Here is a 17,945-nt window from a genome sequence, read left to right as displayed (position 1 = left end):
AACCGTGTTAAATAGCTTCTTTTCAGCCATTGCCCTTGCTTCCCACACTATTCTTTCAAGTGTAGTGATAGCAGCAGTATGATTTTGTTTTTTCTTAGAAAATCTATGCATTCGTAGTAGATGAATGGCATCACCATTTTTCCAAAGCCAATTGATGTAGGTGCTTAAATGTCATTCTATATTTTTCAGGCTTAATCACAGGGTTACTGCTCTAGTCCGTCAGATATATTACAATAAAAGAAAAATGGTTTAGCTTTGCTGCTTTTCTTAGTTATCTTGATGGTCTCTATGTTTGAAATTATACTATTAAAAAAACATGTAGATCAGAGGGAGAACCAGTGAAGAAAAATTGGAATGAGAAGAGCTTTTAGCAAACTTTATGTTAATGCCAAATGAACTACATCTATCTATGGGGAATAAAACAGAAACGAACCGTTTGGGCTTTGCCGTGTTACTAAAGTATTTCCAACAGAAAGCTAGATTCCCTAGCCAAAAGCAAGACATCCCAAAAGTAGTGATCGAGTACATAGCGAAACAGCTTGATGTTTCGCATGATCAATTTGATGAATATAGTTGGGGTGGAAAAGAAAAGACTTATACCCGACATCGAAAAAATATAAGGGATTTTTTTGGATTTCAGGAGCTTACACGTACAGATAATGATCGTTTGGGACAATGGTTAGAAGAACAAGTTCAGTCTACACATGATACAGACTATTTAAAAACCAAGCATACAGTCTCTTTCGTAAATGGAAAGTTGAACCTCCTTCTATTGGGAGCTTAAAGCGTATGATTGACTCTGCCATTGATACTTTTGAAAAGAGCTTATATAAAATGACATATCAGCAATTATCTGCTAAGACGTGCACTCGGTTAGATGCTTTACTTGAGTCCCATGCTGATGAGGATTCTGATGGAGAGGAACCGACATTTTAACTTTTCGTCAACTATTATCTTCTCCTCGTAAACCAAGTGTAAATGCGATGGAGATGGAGGTTAAAAAACTGTTAGCTATACGACATCTCCAAATTCCTAATGGTTTTGTTTCATCATATGACTCCAAAATTACTAAAGAAATATCGACTTCGTGCAGCTACTGAGACTGTAACGGAATTGCGAGCACATCCAGCACCCATTCGCTACACCTTACTTGCCATTTTGGCATCGTCATGCTGAAGTTATCGACTATTTAGCTGATCTGTTGGATGAAATCACTCTCAAGTTCGGAAATAAGGCCAAGAATACTACCCGTAAAGAAGCAGTAGAAGAGTTGAAAGGGTTCAAGGGAAAAATAAACATATTATCAACTTATTAAAAGCGACGGTTAATCATCCAGATGGAATTATTCAAGATACTCTATATCCGATTGTAGGCGCTTCAACAATTCGGGATATTATTAAAGACATGACAAGAAATAACCGAGAATACAAAGAAAAAATCTATATAAAGATGCATTCTTCCTATCGGGGGCATTATCGGATTGCTTTCTGTAATATCTTAAAAAATCTTACGTTCAGATCTAATAATCAATCTCATCAACCTGTCATTGAAGCTCTTCAACTAATTCGAGAATATGGTGATAGTGGTCAACGTTTTTTTGCAGCTAATGACGAAGTTCCTATTGAAGGAGTGATCCAGCCCAAATGGAAGGATATCATTATTGAGACGGATAGTAAGGGAATGGAGAGGGTTAACCGAATCAATTATGAGATTGCTGTTTTACAAACACTTCGAACGCGCCTCCGGTGTTTTACCGTTAATATCAATAACATGTGTTGTATTATCGATTTTACGAGTACTGATGTTAGAATTTACTTTATCAAAAGATAATGTAGAACTGCCCCACATTTCATTAAATTCAACCTCATATATACCAGCTAGTTCTGGCCAATTGATTTCTACAACATGTTGTTGGTTACCATCTAAAATTCCTTGTTCCATATTCGTTTCAGAACCATAGGTCCTAAAATTACTCTCAATCCTTACTTTTTTATTAAAACAAGTATAAAATGATTCCTACTTCAAATACTAAAAAAAAAAACTATTGAAGGATATGTTTCAAATGACACTCCATCTAAATAAAAATAACTGCCCTAATTATGAAAAAATTAAATACATCCTCAACGAATCACCAGACTTAATGTGTAGAACACTTGAAGTTGGTGGAGATTGTCTCGAAGTTATTTTCATGAAAAATTTAATTAAACAAGAGTTTCTAAATGAGTATGTAATTAAATACATTCAACAACTTCCGATAGAATACATAACTTACTCTTATTTATTGAAAAACATACCAATGAACGAAGTAAAGAAAAACCTTAAGGAACAAGAGATTATCTCTTCCCTCTTAAATGGATTCGCTTATATTTACTTATCAGACGAAAGTAAAGCATTTATGGTAAATTGCGCCAACCCTATTGAAAGATCTATTGAGAAAGCAGAAACAGAATCATTGGTATACGGTCCTAAAATATCGTTTACAGAATCATTATCTTCTAACATTAAGATTATAAGACAAAATCTAAATGATTCTAATTTGTGTACAGATGAATTAAAAATAGGAGAACGTGTTAAGAAGCAAGTAAGAATTATATATCTTAAAGATATAGCGGATGATGACACACTTAAAACACTTAAGGAGAAGTTTGAAAATATAAAAACTGATAATATAAGTGACAGTTCAGTATTGGCACAATGTCTTGAAGATAATCATTACTCATTTTTTCCACAGTTTATATTAACAGAGTTGCCCGATAGATTCCTCTACTCTATTTTAAACGGACGGATTGGTGTTCTTATAGATGAAAGTCCAATTGCTATTATTGGGACTGCTAATTTTTTTTCGTTTTTGAATCAACAGAAGATATATATTTTGAGATGGTCCTTAAGTACTTTATAAGATTTATACGATTATTTTGCTATGGCAGGGTCACTATTTCTTACAGCATTTATGTTGCAACCATGACATTTCACTTTGAACTAATTCCATCTAAATTGTTACTTATAATTGGGCAATCACGTTCACAAGTCCTTTTCCACCTTTGCTAGAAGCACTTTTACTCGAATTATTAATTGAATTACTTAGAGAGGCTGGGGCACGCCTTCGTCAAAAGTAGGGCAAACAATGGGGATTGTGGAGGTATTGTTATTGGCCAAGCAACTGTTGGGCAGGTTTAAACTAGCAACATTTTATTATTATTGTGGCATTTAGTGCATTAGGGGCATTTACGGCTCCTATTTATGAAATGGGCACTGCTATCAGAATTGCTAGATTTCCTTTCATTATTCTAGCAGGTGTTTGGGGATTAAATGGGATTATTATCGGTGTCTGTGTAATGATGGTCCACTTGTTAAAATTGACATCATTAAACAAACCTTATCTTGCACCTCTATACCCTTTTAGGATTAAGGATATAAAATACTTCTTAATACGTCTACCCCACCATTTTTATATGAGACGTCCTGTTGTCAATCGCCCAAAAGATTCATTCCGCACAAGGTGGAGATTTAAAAAAACAGAAAAAGATTTAGATGAATTTTGAGGTGGATAATGAAATCAAATATTAGTTTTGTAAATGCCTATATGGCTTTCTTTATCATACACACTTCGCAAATTGGTATGGGCATACTTGGAGTCCCGAAAATTATTTATCTTGAATCTAAGAAAGATGCTTGGATCTCAGTTTTACTATCCGGTCTATTCATTAGTATTATCACTTGGATTATTATTAGCATACTAAAAAAACATGAAAACTGTAATCTTTATGAAATACACGAAAATTTATTTGGCCGCTTTATAGGTAGTATTATCAATACCTTTATTGTCATTTACTTTATTGCAGCACATTACTCCATCATCATCAGTTATGTTGAATTGTCCCTAACATGGGGATATGAAGGAGTTTATGAATGGGTAGGCACTTTAGCACTATTATTAGTAACAATTTATGCAGTATTAGGTGGATTCAGAGTAGTTGCAGGAATATGCTTCTTATCCTTTTTAATGACAATATGGCTGCTATTTGTGATGTATCAACCACTTGATTCCATAAACTTAACTAGAATTTTACCCATCATGTCGACAACTCCGTCAGAAATGATGAAAGGAGTTTTTAAAAGCAGTTATACAATGTTGGGTTTTGAGACTTTATTTTTTATTTTTCCTTTTATAAAGGAGAAAAAAAAACTACTTCTATTCAGTCAATTAGCAATCTGGTTTACCACACTTCTTGTTTTAATTGCAACTGTTATTTCCATATTATTTTTTAGCCCTAAAGAATTAGAAAAACAGATCTGGCCTATTGTCAGTATGATAAGCGCTGTCCATTTTCCATTTATTGAGCGCTTTGAATTTATAGCAGTTTCATTATGGATATTAGTTATTTTTCCAAATTTATGTATAATCCTATTCATTTCTTCCAAAGGAGTTAAACAAATATTTCATTTAAAACTAAAACATGGAATATGGGTAATCTCAATAATCATTTTTATCACGAGTTTTTTTATCACAAAAAGAGTCGACAATAACCTTTTGTTTGATAAAGTTGGTCAAGTAGGCTTTTACCTATGGTTTATCTATCCAATATTCTTATATTTCATTTCAATCATTAAATCTAAAATCTTTTCACGTTCAAAACGGAGTTGAAAAAATGAAAATATGGCTTATTCTACTACTTTGTTTCTTTCTCTGTACGGCATGTATGCCACCTGAAAAAATATTAGAAAGGCAAGGAATTTCAACTATTATTGGTTTTGACTTACTTGATGAGAATACATACAAAGGCACTATTAGCTTGTTACAATTCGACCGTAAGAAGAAAGACGAGTGTAACCATTCTGCCGTCGGAAACTACAAAGCAAACAAATAAGACAAAATTTAGAACAACAGACAAGCCACGACATTACTTCTGGTCAATTAAGGACAATTTTATTTGATAAATATATGACAAAAATGATAGGGATTTCATCTTTTCTAGATACAATGCAACGAGATAGTAGCATCGGATCTTTAATTTTTTTGGCAATTACAAACAATGCTGAGAGTACAATTAATAATAAAAACTATGAAGAATACCCTGAAATGGGGTCATATATTTATCAATTATTAGATAAGCACGAAAAGAAGGAAATGTTAATAAACTCCAACTTGCATGATTTTATTTCCACACTATATGAAATTGGTATCGATCCTACCTTACCTATTCTATCGAATGAGAATGGTGTAGCACCCTATTTAGATGGGGTTGCATTATTTAGGGATGATAAAATGGTTGGTTCTATTTCCATGAAAAAAACCCTGTATATAAAATTATTCACCAATCATAATGCTTTTTTGGGGGATATAACTTTAAATATTCCTGCAGAGGTATTAGAAGAAAAGGGAATAAAACTAGTCGAAAAGCAAAAAGGAGATAAATTTAATATTACAATTCACCCAATAAAGTACCGCGGAAATGTTGAATTATCTCAGGAAGAGTCGGTTAATTTAAATGCATCTATTTTAGTTTCAACTATAGAATTACAGCCTTCTGTTACTCTTAAAAATAAGGAATCAATAAAAAAAATGGAGCTAATAATTGAAGAAGAACTAAACAAAGAATTCGGGGATATTCTTGAGGAGTTTAGAAAATTAAATACTGATCCAATTGGCATTGGAAGAAAAATAAAAAGTATAAGAAAATATTCCAATTTAAATGAAAAAGATTTGAGAGGAAAGTATTCCACATTAAATTTAAAACCAAATATTAAGGTAGAAATAAAACGAACTGGGGCAGTTGATTAGTTCACGAATTACTTGTGAAGAACCTCATTTACTTATGAAAAGCTCACCGAGGTTGATATTAAACTTATCTTCCAATAGTTCAATAATTGTATGTAAAACCATAATTAACTACAATCCTTATTCAACAATCTGGCCTTATTGCGGAACAAAAATAAAAGAGCTCTCTTCAGTCATACTGCGGCTGGTCCTTATAAAAACTGTAGAAAAAAAGAAAAGAACGCCTTTTTTACTGAAGCGTTCTTTCGATATCTATTCTTTTAAAAGATAGGTCACTTTATTTAAAATCTTTTCGATTTGTTTCGCGTTTTTACTATACATTTCGCTTGCTGATTTCGACTTTGTTTCTAAAGAAAATAGTTCAAGATCAGCATGACATTTTTTTAATGATGCTAATAATAAAGGTTTGTTTTGAGGAGAAGGCATTTGTAGTTTGTCATTATAAATGTCGATAGTCAGTTGTCCGTATGAATCAACTTGACCGAGAAAGACATTTTCGATAACAACACCGAGCTTTTCTAGTTCAGCATGTAGCCAAGCGCGGTTATGTCCACTTGCGGATAGCGGTTCATCTAAGACATTGCCATCCATAATAACAGTTTGTGGTTCTTTTTCGTTTGCTACTTTTAAACCGATGTCTTTTGCTGTGAGTGGTTGGCGATCTTTCTTTAATAATACATTTAGTTCTCCGCTCGGTTCTAGTACAGCAAATTCAACATCAGCTACGCTGAAAGCATCTTTTCCACGGAGAAGTTCCAGTAATTCGTCACTTGTATATTTTTCTTTCTTTAAGTTATCTTCGAGTATCTTTCCATCTTTTATTAATACGGTAGATTTCCCTTCAAAGAAGTCTCGAGCTGTTTTGTTCTTTAAAGAAAGGATTCCTGTTAAAAAAGGTACCACAGCGAAAATGAGTATCGCAAAGACGCCGTGAAAAAATTTTGAATCGAGCCCTGTAGATACTTGGGCAGCGATGTCACCGATTGTCATTCCGGCTATGTATTCAAAAAAGGAGAGCTGAGAGATTTGTCTTTTCCCTAACCATTTCGTAATAGCGAATAAAATAATTAATATGAATACAGAGCGAAGAATGACAAGTGTCCATTCCGGCAGGTGAGACATAGTCATTTCCTCCAGTCTACTTAAAACCCTTTATATTGAGGTTCTTCACGTTCTAATACTGAAACTCTATTTTGTAAATCAGCGATGATGCTGTCCATTTCTAACATACATTCATGAAATACACGTTTTGATTCTGCGTCCTGTGAATGTAGTGAAAGGGAGCTTAAACTTGCTTGAGCGCCTCTTACACTAGCAAGGCAGGTTTTGACGCTAGCGATAACTGTCATACGAACACCTTATCCTTTCGGTTTGAATAGCAATGCTCCGATGAAGCCGAAAATAATAGCTGCGGATACACCGGCGCTTGTTACTTTAAACATGCCGGTAATAACGCCAACGATGCCATGTTTTGCAGCTTCTTCCATTGCACCGTGAACGAGGGCATTACCAAAGCTTGTAATAGGTACAGTTGCCCCAGCTCCAGCGAAATCAATTAATGGTTCATACAAATTGAATCCATCTAATATAGCTCCAGCAACAACGAGTGTTGCCATTGTATGAGCTGGTGTTAGCTTTCCAACATCAAACATAAGTTGGCCGATTACACATATAAGTCCGCCAATGACGAAAGCCCAGAAAAAAATCATTGCGTTGCACCTCCAAATTCAATCGAAACGGCATGAGCGATACACGGAATCGTTTCTTCTTGTTGGAATGTAAGTGGAGATAGTAAAGCGCCTGTCGCAACGACAAGTATTTTATTAAACTCTCCTCTTTTCATTCGGTTTAATAAGTGACCGTATACGACCGTTGCGGAACACCCTGGTCCACTAGCGCCAGCAATGACAGGTTGCCCTTCTCTATAAATGAGCAGCCCGCAATCTTGAAACTGTTCGCTCGTTACTTTCGTTCCGTGTTTATGTAATAAGTCATAAGCAATTTCGCGTCCTACATGTCCGAGGTCACCCGTTACGATTAAATCGTAGTAAGAGGCATCAATTTGTCGTTCGCGTAAATGGGCTTCAATTGTATCAACGGCAGCTGGAGCCATTGCACCTCCCATATTAAATGGATCTGTTAATCCCATATCAACCACTCGTCCGATTGTGGCAGATGTTACCCTAGGACCGTGTCCAGTATCGCTTAAAATAGCAGCTCCTGCTCCGGTTACTGTCCACTGCGCGGTAGGTGGTTTTTGCCCACCATATTCGGTAGGATAGCGGAACTGTTTTTCTACAGCTGTATTATGACTGGATGCACCAGTTAATAAATATTTTGCGCCTTTTGCATTTACGATACTTGCTCCAAGTGCTAAACCTTCCATAGAAGTAGAACAAGCGCCGAATAGTCCGAGATAAGGAGTGCCCAGTGTACGGCAAGCAAAGCTTGTAGGGGTAATTTGATTAATTAAATCGCCTGCGAGTACAAATTGAATATCGTCTTTACGAAGTTTTGCCTTTTCAGTAGCGCGGCTACAAGCTTCTTCGAACAAAATTTTATGTGCTTTTTCATAGGAATCTTGTCCGAGCCATAAATCTTCATGGAGGGTATCGAAGTCTTCTGGAATTTTGCCTTTAGCTTCAAACGGCCCGCCAACGACTCCCGTCGAAATAATAACTGGTTTGTTTTCAAATACCCACGTTCGGTGTCCTTGTAACATTTATAGCCCTCCCCATTGAACGAGAATCGTTTTAATAAGTGCGATGACGAAAGCGGAAAATACACCAAATAAAATAACAGAACCAGCTAATTTAAACATGTTACCACCAACGCCGAGTACAAAACCTTCTGTGCGGTGTTCGATACATGCGGCAATAACGGAGTTACCAAATCCAGTGACAGGTACAGCTGTGCCTGCTCCGGCAAATTGACCAAACCGATCGTATATACCAAATCCAGTTAATAACATGGAGATGAAAATAAGAGTTGCGACTGTTGGATTTCCTGCTGAGCGTTCAGTGAAATCAAAATATGTGATATAAAATGTAGAAATGAGTTGTCCGATGAAGCAAATAAAACCGCCGACGAAAAAGGCTTTTATACAATTTTTCAAGACAGGGCGCTTCGGTTCTCGTTCTTGTTCGAATTTTTTATACTCCTGTTGTACAGGGGTTAAGTTTTTATCTTTACTAGACATTGCGATCCTTCCTTTTCTTAAAAAAAAAGCGTTAAGTGTTAGACTCCATTTTTTTACCAATGAATTTTAATTGTTTATTAATTTCATCTTTAGATACTTCTTTTTCCTTAATTTTTCTTTCGAGTTTTTCGAGTAACATAAAGATTTTTTTATCTGTACTGACACGAACATCGAAAGTAGGATGCTCATCACTTAGCTGCTTTTGAAGCTTCTTACGAAGAGGTTTTAATCCAAACCTTTCGTGATGCTCCGGTATAACTGCTATGTAGAGATCTAAATTTGAATTTACTGCCGCGCTTTTTATAATCCCATCCATAGCGAGAGCCCTTTTCTTCGCTCCTTGTGATATAGATTGATTAAAGGATTCCGTACTCGTCTTTGTTAACTTTGGACCTTTTTCTTTCTCCGTTCGTTTTGCTTCTTCTTTCACTTTTTTATCTAAAGGACTATTATCACATCCGGTAAAAGAGCTAAATAGAAGGGCAAATAATGCGGTTATGAGGCCGAGTTTTCGCATAATTATCATTCCATTTCTATTGCAATATGTAATGTGATAGAAAAAGGATGACTGCATATCATCCTTTTTCTATTTCACAGCATGACGAATCCGTTATTGCTGTGAGTATTGTGGTTCTTCTTGTTGGATTTCTTCAACACGTGGGTTTAAAGAATCGATAATCGTTTGAATTTGCTGCGCAGCTGTTTGGAAAAGTTGCTTAGCTTGTTGGTTATCCGTATCAAGAGCGAATCCCTCTAAGCTAGCTTGTGCACTTTTTAATCCAGAAACAGTTTGCTTTAATTTTGTAATTACAGTCATTGAATGAAGCCCCCTTTGGAATATCAATTCAAAGATTATAATTTGTGAGTTGGGTTGAATTTATGATTGGAAAATTTAGGGGTGAGTGCTTTGTTAATATACTCATAACTAAGCGGCATAAAGGATTACGGGGATATTTTTATTGATTTAGATGGATTTTATTGCTATTATTATGAGAAGAAAATGAAGTGTTTTCTATTATCATGCGCCCATAGCTCAGTCGGATAGAGCGGTGGTTTCCGGTACCACGTCTTATATGACAAAGGAAACCAAATGTGCTTTAGGGTGCGGTATAAAGCTGTTTGTCGGAGTTTTTAACGCTTAACTTGAGCGGGAACAAACCGCAAACGTCCTACGTAGGCATTAGCGAATTATTGTCGCATAGTAAAAAGGTGCTACGTGTAACCAAATGAAGATAATGATAGTACATATGCGGAGAGCTTCCGTCTGAAATTCGTTTCAGATAGGGGGCTCTTTTTTTATTATGTCTAAAAGTATACGAGTAGTAAAAAGACGAAGAGAAGTAGTTGATTTTATTGGTACTGCGGAAGCACTAGACACAGAAGCGGCGATAGCGATTGCTGCGCAGGCATTTCGGACAGAGGGATTTAGAAAGCGTACTATAGATGATTACAGCAAGCTCTTTCGTTATTTCATGCGAGAATTGAACATTGAGAAAGTCGAGATCATTACGGCGGCACATGTACAAATGTATATTAATAAGCTGCTTAATCGAGAGTTAGCACCTGCCACTGTAAATATTCGCATATCGGCGTTGAAGTCGGTCTTTAAGCGATTGAATGAGCAGGGCTACATTAAAAGCAATCCCGCTGTAGACTTTGTAAAGTTACGTACCGATGAAGCGCCGATTTTTACGCTAAATCATAATCAGATAAAGCGCATTTTTCGTGTGGTAGATAAGACGACCTATGCAGGCTATAGAGATTACTGCGCCATGCTGCTTATGTTGCACTGCGGGTTGCGTGTAAACGAAGTAAATCAGCTAGAGGCTAACGATATAGATTTTGATAACCTTACGATTATGTTAGCAGGCGCTAAGAATAAGAACCGTAAAACTAGAGCTGTACCTATGACGAAGAAGGTAGCGGAAGAGCTACGAATGCTTATAGACGAGAGTCGGGAGTACTTTGAAGGTGTTACAAACGTCTTTCTAACGCAGGAAGGCAAAGTAATAGATAATGATTTACTACGTAAGCGTATGTATCGTTATGGTACGTTAGCGGGGCTTTTAAAAGAATGCCGCCCGTCGCCTCATAGCTTGCGTCATACCTTTGCTACGAACTTCTTACGAAATGGTGGAAGTGTTAACGCATTAATGCGAATTATGGGACATGCAGACATTACGACAACTATGCGATATGTCCGATTGAACGACGAGGCAGTGAAAGAGCAATACGAAAAAGTAGCCGCTAAGAACGACTACGGAATATAGAGATAAATAAAAAGTCCCCAGCGCCAACTGGAGACTCAAAACAAACCATTTGCTATCTAATAACTAAATACTAGACAGCCGCTAGCTTCATTCTATCGAAAAAAATCGAAGGGTGCAAGTTGTCTTTAGTGATGCCTTTTTTAGGCAGCTGCGGTAAGTCAAAAAGCGGAAGCCGTACCGCTATAAAAACGTAAAAGGGGAGCTAGACCGCCGCAAACACTAGCGCTACACATTCAACGCATATCCCCTTCCGTGCGGGTGTAGGTCTAGCTGATTACGGGCATAAACGGTAAGGAGTGGACGCATGTTGTTCTTACGGGAACAGGGTGTATCGTTAGATAATCGCATTGTGGGACATGCTGCAATGTAGAAAGACGATATAGGCGAAAGTCTAAAGTCGGAAGGGGCATACTCGGCAACCTCAGCCAACGACTGACGCTAGTATTTGCGCTTTACCTCTTATTCGCATTGATAGCTTTTGTCTTTGTGAGTAGGGGTGAAGTCTGCGCCACGTTTCCTAGACCTTCCTCCATCTGCTAGTAAATGCGTCAACCAAAATCAAGTAGAAAGGCGGAAAGTAGCCGTTAATGAAGTAGTGTGGTATGGTATGAAGTTCATTATCTAAATCAAAAGTTAACCTAAAGTGAACCTTAAATTAATCAGAGATTAGTCAGAAATTAATCAGAGGTTAGTCAGAGAAAGAGGTTTACTAAAAGCAAACTTTTCTTGTAACTGTGCTCTTAGTTAAGCTATAATGTTGCTATAAGGATACAAAAAGTATCGATTTTGATGAAAAAAGTTAGCATAACGATCCTGGTGGCGGTGGGATGACAACAGGTTCTGGGAAAACATAAGTTCACTTAAAGTGAACCTATTAAATTATTCTTTTAATCTTTATGTTGCCTTAGGGACAACAATGAGCTAAATGTTCTCAAAATGAAGACTTTGCATACCTAATTAGTAAACTACAGGTTTATAAGTAATATTCTGCATTAAATGTGGAATACTATATAAATAAAAAAGCCTCTCAGTGCTACCAACACTGAAAGACTTTAGATAAAATATTACTTCTTTCCTTTGCTCATGTTAATCATTCCCATAACAACCATGAGTAAAGAGCAAACCGCAGTAACGGTGATTGCATCCATATGTATTCACCACCTTGCGAAGCCTATCGTACTACCAATACGGTGGGCTTTTTTCGTATACTCGTATTATAACCTATCTTGGTTATAGATTCCAAAAGTTATTTTCTATACAAAAAGATATACCTTGTGTCTCATTTGGAAACTATGGTTTACTATACTTCATATTAGGCGTAATGGTATAATATAGGAGTTAACACTTCTACTAGCAATTGTACGTCTAACATAAGCTAGCGCTCTCACGTTGGATAAAGCGCAGCCCTTTTTATTTATCTTACATATCGTATAATTCGAATATTTATATTGATGTAAACTCGTGTAATTTTAGCGATGAAACGGTGAATCCCTTGCGGTTGTAAGGCTTAACTTACTTTTTGTTAGTTACATTTGTTTACGGAAGTTTACATATATGCGGAAACAGGGGGACTGTACACCTGCTGCGAGGTAGGACGGGAACGTCTTTAGAAACTCGGGGGGTTACGCATATACAAAAAAGACGCTATCTATTTAGCGGGGACTGACCCCTGTTTTTGAGACAGGAATCAAAACACCTTTTAAACAACCCGTTTTCTGTATTGTACAGGAGACTGGTTGTTTAATTTTGTTTGAATACGGGCATGGTTATAATACGTAATATAGCTTTTGACGGTTTGCTCTATGATGGTAGTCGTAGTGTATGTCAACTCGTCAAGGTAGAACGTTTCAGACTTTAGTGAGGAATGAAACGATTCAATTGAGGCATTATCTGCAGGCGTCCCTTTTCGGGACATACTCATGATAATGCCTTTCTCTTTAATTGTTTGTTGATAAGCATACGATGTGTACACAGAGCCTTGATCACTATGCAACGTGCACCCTTCCGGTAGAGAAGGGAGTTGGTTAAGCGTGTCTAAAACAAACGCGACATTTTGACAATCACCAATGGAATACGCAATAATTTCTCCGTTAAATAAATCTTGAATACTTGAAAGATACAATGGTTTCGGCCCAAAAGGCAAGTACGTAATATCGGTCACGAGCTTTTGAAGAGGGCGTTCAGCTCGAAAGTCACGATTTAATACATTCTCTGCAACCTGATAAAGTTGCCCTGTTCGCTGCCGTTTCTTCCGTTTAACGCGACATTGCCAACCGTATTTCTGCATGGTACGCTGCACAAACTTGTGGTTAATCTTCATGGTTCGCTTGAGTACAGCTGTGATCTTCCGATAGCCATATCGAAACTTGTGTGCACGACATTGTTCACCCACTTGCTGTTCCATCCATTTCTTTCGTGTATCCTGTTGACTATGCTGCTTCCAACGGTAGTAAGTGGACCGAGGAATACCAAGATGGAAACAGATTTGATAAATAGGGATTTGTTCTTTTAACTCTTCCACTAGGTTCACTGCGATTTCTGGTACCACTTCCTTTCCAATTCCTTGTACTTTTTTAAAATCTCGATTTGTTGCTTTAATTGTCGGTTCTCAGTCTTTAACTTAGCTGTCTATAAATGATAGTTTAAATATGTACAGTAACACTTGAATAAGCATGTACATTTTCAACAGGATTCTACATACTGACTCTGAGGTGGTTAGTGTGTATATCAATCTAGATATTCCAACAGAATTTGAGGTTAGCAGTCTTACAGACTTACCTAATTTAAAAAACTTAATGGAGAACTTAAAGATGAAGGTAAATAAAAGTCAACTAGCAAGGGAATTGAATGTTGATCGACGTACTATTGATAAATATATGAGGGGTACCGCCAGCATTTTGGAAAAAAACCACGCTAAGCAAATGTATATGCGAAAAGAGCCGTATTTTACCCCGTTAAGAGTAAATTGGCTCTTGGATATGTAAAGGGAGCATCGAAAAACTTAGAGGTTTATTAATTCTATGTTTCTTCTAATTTTCGTTGATTAATTGCTCGATAAAGAGAACCTTGTGATACACCAGTTCCTTCTACAATTTCTTTAATAGAGTATTCTTTACTGTCATACATGCGTAATGCAATTGAGAGTTTTTCTTTTTCTAATTTGGGCCTATCTAATCTTTTTCCACGTTTCTTACTTGCTTCTAATCCTTCTTTTAGGGGGAGAAGGAGCAACTGTGCCGGGAAGTGCAAAGTAGTTTCCAATAAATATATCAATAAAAAAGAAACGCAAAGTTTTTTACTGTTGCGTTTCTTCTGTAGGTTTAGAATAAAGTTTGATTAAAAATTACTTTAAGCTATATAAAAAGCTATCGATTAGTCATTCCTACATAAGCGTTGGACATTTCACATGTTTGTCCTAGTTGAAGAGAGTTCATTAAAATCTCCATATCTATCTGTATATATTCTGTACCTTTTTTGATTCTTCCATCTTGAAAATAATTAAGGTTAGGATTTTTTGATAAATACGTATATTCGTTTACTTTTTACATAATTGCCATTATCGGTAGTTTTAATAAAAACATACATATAATGGTGATTATTATGGGAAAATATCATAAAGGGGTAGCACCAACAAAACGCGAATTTCGTACGCTAAGCAATTTTTCACATAGAAAAAGCCGATTTTTTGTACGCTAAGGGAGAATCGGCTTTTTACTGTTAATTTGTTTGTAGTGGTCGAAGAGATTCTAAAGGTGCAATTTCTTTCTTATTAAATCGGTATTCTCCTAGGAAATTAATATGTTCCCATCCTAATGGAGAAATATGTTTTAATAGCTCTTCATCAAATTTTTCTTTTTTCTTCAAAACTTTTATTGCTTCACTTAAATAAACTGTATTCCATACACTAATCGCATTAATTAAAAGGTTTAGTGCGCTACTTCTTTGAAGCTGATCTTGTAGCGCTCGTTCTCGCAATTCACCATGTTTCCCAAAGAAAATCGCTCGAGCTAGTGCATTCATAGCCTCTCCTTTATTCAATCCTCGTTGGATACGCCTACGCATTGTTTTATCTGAAAGGTAATCTAAAATAAAAATTGTTTTCTCAATTCTTCCTATTTCTCTTAAAGCTTTTGCTACTTTATTTTGACGAGTATAAGACCCTAATTTCCCCATAATTAATGCACCCGATACTTTACCTTCTCGGATAGAATGGGTTAACCGTAAAACATCATCATAATTATCATAAATTAACTTCATATTAATTTGTCCCCGTATTAAAGCTTCAATATTTGAGAATTCTTTAGGTGAACCTATTGTATACAATTTAGAAGTGGCTAAATCGCGTAAACGAGGTGCAAATCGAAACCCTAATAAATGTGCCAATCCAAAGACTTGGTCTGTATAACCAGCTGTATCTGTGTAGTGTTCTTCGATAACTAAATCGGATTCATGGTGTAATAATCCATCGATAACATGCACAGCATCCCTAGCATTTGTATTAATCACTTTTGTATAAAAGGAAGAAAATTGATCACTTACGAATCGATAGATAGTTGCTCCTTTTCCTGTCCCATAGTGTGGATTGAAACTAGCACTGAGAGAAGAGACCCCAATTTGAACTCTCATTCCATCCGATGATGAAGTAGTTCCATCTCCCCAATAAGAGGATAAAGGAATTTTATGCTGAAAGTTTACGAGTATGGATTGAGCCCGTTGAAAAGCATCATCATACATTCTCCACTGGCTAGCGTGAGCTAACTGATGATAAGAAATGCCTGGAGTAGCATCAGCCATTTTAGTTAGACCAATGTTAGTTCCCATCGCCATCATTGCAGCGAGGGATATAACAATTTCATCGCCTTTAGGCGGTTTATTTGTTGATGCGTGAACCAGTTGCTGTTCAAATTCAGTCCAATTCGATACTTCTAACAGTAAATCTGTTAGTTTGATACGTGGTAACATATTGTATAGCTTAGCGCTTAATTTCTTGGCGTCTTCTGGGACATCTCGTTCTAAACGATGAATACGTAAACTGCCTTTTTCTAAATCCACGCCTTCTAAAGAATTTATATTCTCTGAAAAACTTTGAATTCGATGTAAAAGGGTTTTAGTGCGCTCTTTTATGTACTCCTCTACTTGAACCGGAACTGCTAGCCTGGTACCAATATCTTTACTCTCTGTCCATTCTTGTTGTGAAACAAGGTATTCATCAAAGTCTTTATGTTGTCTACTTCCTACAATAGATATATCTCCTGAACGTACATAATTTCGAAGTTCAGTAAATGCAGCCAATTCATAAAAATGCCGATTAATACTTCCATCTTCATCATATACATATCTTTCCCAACGTTTAGAAACAAAGCCTAATGGAGCACCTTCTGAGACTTTTCGTTTTCCAGATTCATTTAACTCATGAATAGTATCTAAAGCTAATAAAACTGGGTTTGCATACTTGGTAGAGCGAAATTCTAAAGCTCTGAGTAATGTTGGCGTATACTTACGTAAATAATTATAACGACTTTCTAATAAATCAAGATAATCATAATTCATAGGGCGAGATAATTTTTTGGCTTCTTCTACAGAAGCCAAAAATGTTTCCCAAGGCATAACAGTTTCTAATAATAAAAATGGGTCTAAATTTTCTTGTCTAGCTTTGATTAAAGCTGTTCCTAAATTCGCGTAATGATTAATTTTTTCATTAACTGATTTTCCATTCTGTTTTTGAATTTCTTCTTGCTGTTTTCTTCCTTTTAGTTGAAGATTCATGATTTGTTTATCATGGATCTCAAATGCTTGATCAACCAAGTCTTGCGTTAAATCTATTAAATATGCAATCATGATCGCATATTTTTTGGTACTGTGAAATCGTCGAAACGAGAAGGGTTCATACCTTGCTCCTATTCGAGATAATTGTCGTATTCGATTTGGATGTAAATCTTTGGTATCAAGCTTTAATGACAATCTTCTTATGTAATCTAAGCGTTCAATTACTTTTAAAAATGCATCAGGAGAAAATTGGCCAGGTATTTCTCTCAGCCACGATAAATAAGTTTTTGAAGTATTAGGCATTGGATGGAGTAGTCTATCTAACTTTTCTTGTTGTGAAGAAGTCAAAGAGGAGGTTAGTACTTTAAAAATCTTTTCTTCTGTGCGCTTACGTACTTCCCATACAGCTCGTTCTATTGTTGGTATTGCAGGTAAAATAATTTTCTCTTTTCGTAGTTCTTGTAATGCAGTTTGAATCAGATACATTGTATTTCCATTTTCTAATGCATAGGGTTGTAGAAATTTAGAAATCCTTCGATAATCACGAATAGTAAAGTTACGATATCCATATTCTTTACGTATTTCTTCTAAGTGCTCTCGCCTAGTAGGTTCGCGTTTTGCATATGCTTCATAGACCGTGTGGTCTACACTGATTTGTTTAGCAACAAACTTTAAGAGTCCTTCAGGAATTGCTGGCATATTCGTAACAGTACATCCAGGATATCGTAAGATACAGAGCTGAACAGCAAATCCTAAACGATTGTGATCTCTACGATGTTGATTAATGATTTCAAGATCCTCTGTAGAAAATGTGTAATGCAATGCTAGCTCATGTTCTGTTTCAACAGAAATATGTAATAGTTCTTCCCTTTGTACAGGTGTGAGAAGTTCTTTTCCTCTCATAACATTTCCTCCATTTATAAAAGTAATG

Annotated in this window: 13 protein-coding genes and 7 pseudogenes; 7 read left to right on the top strand and 13 right to left on the bottom strand. The window is 36.2% G+C overall.

The genetic code is table 11. The features are described from left to right. Positions 1 to 187: pseudogene (locus QCI73_RS30935) on the bottom strand (DUF4158 domain-containing protein); the annotation flags it as partial. Between the two features lie 151 nt (positions 188 to 338). Between QCI73_RS30935 and QCI73_RS30040 the strand changes: the two are divergent. After that, positions 339 to 1,749, top strand: a pseudogene (locus QCI73_RS30040) (DUF4158 domain-containing protein); the annotation flags it as partial. Here QCI73_RS30040 and QCI73_RS30035 read toward each other — a convergent pair. Continuing rightward, positions 1,720 to 1,941, bottom strand: a complete 222-nt coding sequence (locus tag QCI73_RS30035) for a hypothetical protein (protein ID WP_002081457.1) — start codon at positions 1,939 to 1,941, stop codon at positions 1,720 to 1,722. The pseudogene QCI73_RS30040 and the gene QCI73_RS30035 sit on opposite strands and share 30 nt — an antisense overlap. A 112-nt stretch (positions 1,942 to 2,053) precedes the next feature. On the opposite strand from QCI73_RS30035, the pseudogene QCI73_RS30030 reads away from it, so the two are divergent. The 4 genes and pseudogenes from QCI73_RS30030 (at position 2,054) to QCI73_RS30020 (ending at position 5,782) form a co-directional block, all read left to right on the top strand. Then, positions 2,054 to 3,542, top strand: a pseudogene (locus QCI73_RS30030) (spore germination protein). 8 nt (positions 3,543 to 3,550) lie between these two features. Continuing rightward, positions 3,551 to 4,645, top strand: a complete 1,095-nt coding sequence (locus tag QCI73_RS30025) for a GerAB/ArcD/ProY family transporter (RefSeq protein WP_353824162.1) — start codon at positions 3,551 to 3,553, stop codon at positions 4,643 to 4,645. A 4-nt stretch (positions 4,646 to 4,649) separates the two neighbouring features. Continuing rightward, positions 4,650 to 4,868, top strand: coding sequence for a hypothetical protein (locus tag QCI73_RS30930; protein WP_483299585.1), 219 nt, complete (start codon positions 4,650 to 4,652; stop codon positions 4,866 to 4,868). Then, on the top strand, positions 4,865 to 5,782 hold the full coding sequence (locus QCI73_RS30020) for a Ger(x)C family spore germination protein (RefSeq protein ID WP_483299586.1): 918 nt from the start codon (positions 4,865 to 4,867) through the stop codon (positions 5,780 to 5,782). Before QCI73_RS30930 ends, QCI73_RS30020 begins: the two co-directional genes overlap by 4 nt. 249 nt (positions 5,783 to 6,031) lie before the next feature. Here QCI73_RS30020 and QCI73_RS30015 read toward each other — a convergent pair whose 3' ends face one another. The 7 genes from QCI73_RS30015 to QCI73_RS29985 all read right to left on the bottom strand — a co-directional run bounded on the left by QCI73_RS30015 (position 6,032) and on the right by QCI73_RS29985 (position 9,795). After that, positions 6,032 to 6,901, bottom strand: a complete 870-nt coding sequence (locus QCI73_RS30015) for a DUF421 domain-containing protein (protein ID WP_000018909.1) — start codon at positions 6,899 to 6,901, stop codon at positions 6,032 to 6,034. A gap of 20 nt (positions 6,902 to 6,921) precedes the next feature. Then, the gene (locus QCI73_RS30010) at positions 6,922 to 7,128 is read right to left on the bottom strand and encodes a DUF1657 domain-containing protein (RefSeq protein WP_000215900.1); all 207 of its coding nucleotides are present in this window, start codon (positions 7,126 to 7,128) and stop codon (positions 6,922 to 6,924) included. A 9-nt stretch (positions 7,129 to 7,137) separates the two neighbouring features. Next, positions 7,138 to 7,488 (bottom strand): stage V sporulation protein AE, encoded by a 351-nt coding sequence (gene spoVAE / locus QCI73_RS30005; RefSeq protein WP_000575919.1) that lies wholly within the window; start codon positions 7,486 to 7,488, stop codon positions 7,138 to 7,140. Continuing rightward, positions 7,485 to 8,501, bottom strand: a complete 1,017-nt coding sequence (gene spoVAD, locus QCI73_RS30000; RefSeq protein WP_000938965.1) for a stage V sporulation protein AD — start codon at positions 8,499 to 8,501, stop codon at positions 7,485 to 7,487. Before spoVAD ends, spoVAE begins: the two co-directional genes overlap by 4 nt. Further along, positions 8,502 to 8,978: a stage V sporulation protein AC gene (spoVAC, locus tag QCI73_RS29995; RefSeq protein WP_000095399.1), complete on the bottom strand. Its 477-nt coding sequence runs from the start codon at positions 8,976 to 8,978 to the stop codon at positions 8,502 to 8,504. It abuts the gene before it with no gap. A 31-nt stretch (positions 8,979 to 9,009) separates the two neighbouring features. Next, the gene (locus QCI73_RS29990; RefSeq protein ID WP_001228548.1) at positions 9,010 to 9,495 is read right to left on the bottom strand and encodes a YhcN/YlaJ family sporulation lipoprotein; all 486 of its coding nucleotides are present in this window, start codon (positions 9,493 to 9,495) and stop codon (positions 9,010 to 9,012) included. 93 nt (positions 9,496 to 9,588) lie between these two features. Beyond that, entirely contained in the window at positions 9,589 to 9,795 is a 207-nt protein-coding gene (locus tag QCI73_RS29985; protein WP_000216161.1) for a DUF1657 domain-containing protein, read from the bottom strand. A 484-nt stretch (positions 9,796 to 10,279) separates the two neighbouring features. On the opposite strand from QCI73_RS29985, the gene QCI73_RS29980 reads away from it, so the two are divergent. Beyond that, positions 10,280 to 11,248: a tyrosine-type recombinase/integrase gene (locus QCI73_RS29980; protein ID WP_353824161.1), complete on the top strand. Its 969-nt coding sequence runs from the start codon at positions 10,280 to 10,282 to the stop codon at positions 11,246 to 11,248. 1,699 nt (positions 11,249 to 12,947) lie between these two features. On the opposite strand, the pseudogene QCI73_RS29975 reads toward QCI73_RS29980, so the two are convergent. Continuing rightward, positions 12,948 to 13,870: pseudogene (locus QCI73_RS29975) on the bottom strand (IS3 family transposase); the annotation flags it as partial. A gap of 98 nt (positions 13,871 to 13,968) precedes the next feature. On the opposite strand from QCI73_RS29975, the pseudogene QCI73_RS29970 reads away from it, so the two are divergent. Next, positions 13,969 to 14,172, top strand: a pseudogene (locus QCI73_RS29970) (IS21 family transposase); the annotation flags it as partial. A 94-nt stretch (positions 14,173 to 14,266) separates the two neighbouring features. Here QCI73_RS29970 and QCI73_RS29965 read toward each other — a convergent pair. From QCI73_RS29965 to QCI73_RS29955, 3 genes and pseudogenes are all read right to left on the bottom strand, one after another. Beyond that, positions 14,267 to 14,464, bottom strand: a pseudogene (locus tag QCI73_RS29965) (helix-turn-helix domain-containing protein); the annotation flags it as partial. A 152-nt stretch (positions 14,465 to 14,616) separates the two neighbouring features. After that, positions 14,617 to 14,763, bottom strand: a pseudogene (locus QCI73_RS29960) (IS4 family transposase); the annotation flags it as partial. A gap of 202 nt (positions 14,764 to 14,965) precedes the next feature. After that, on the bottom strand, positions 14,966 to 17,917 hold the full coding sequence (locus QCI73_RS29955) for a Tn3 family transposase (RefSeq protein ID WP_076868479.1): 2,952 nt from the start codon (positions 17,915 to 17,917) through the stop codon (positions 14,966 to 14,968). Positions 17,918 to 17,945: the final 28 nt, after the last annotated feature.

Source organism: Bacillus cereus group sp. MG16 (assembly GCF_040459875.1).
Lineage (GTDB): Bacteria > Bacillota > Bacilli > Bacillales > Bacillaceae_G > Bacillus_A > Bacillus_A paranthracis.
This window is presented reverse-complemented; position numbering and strand designations above follow the sequence as displayed.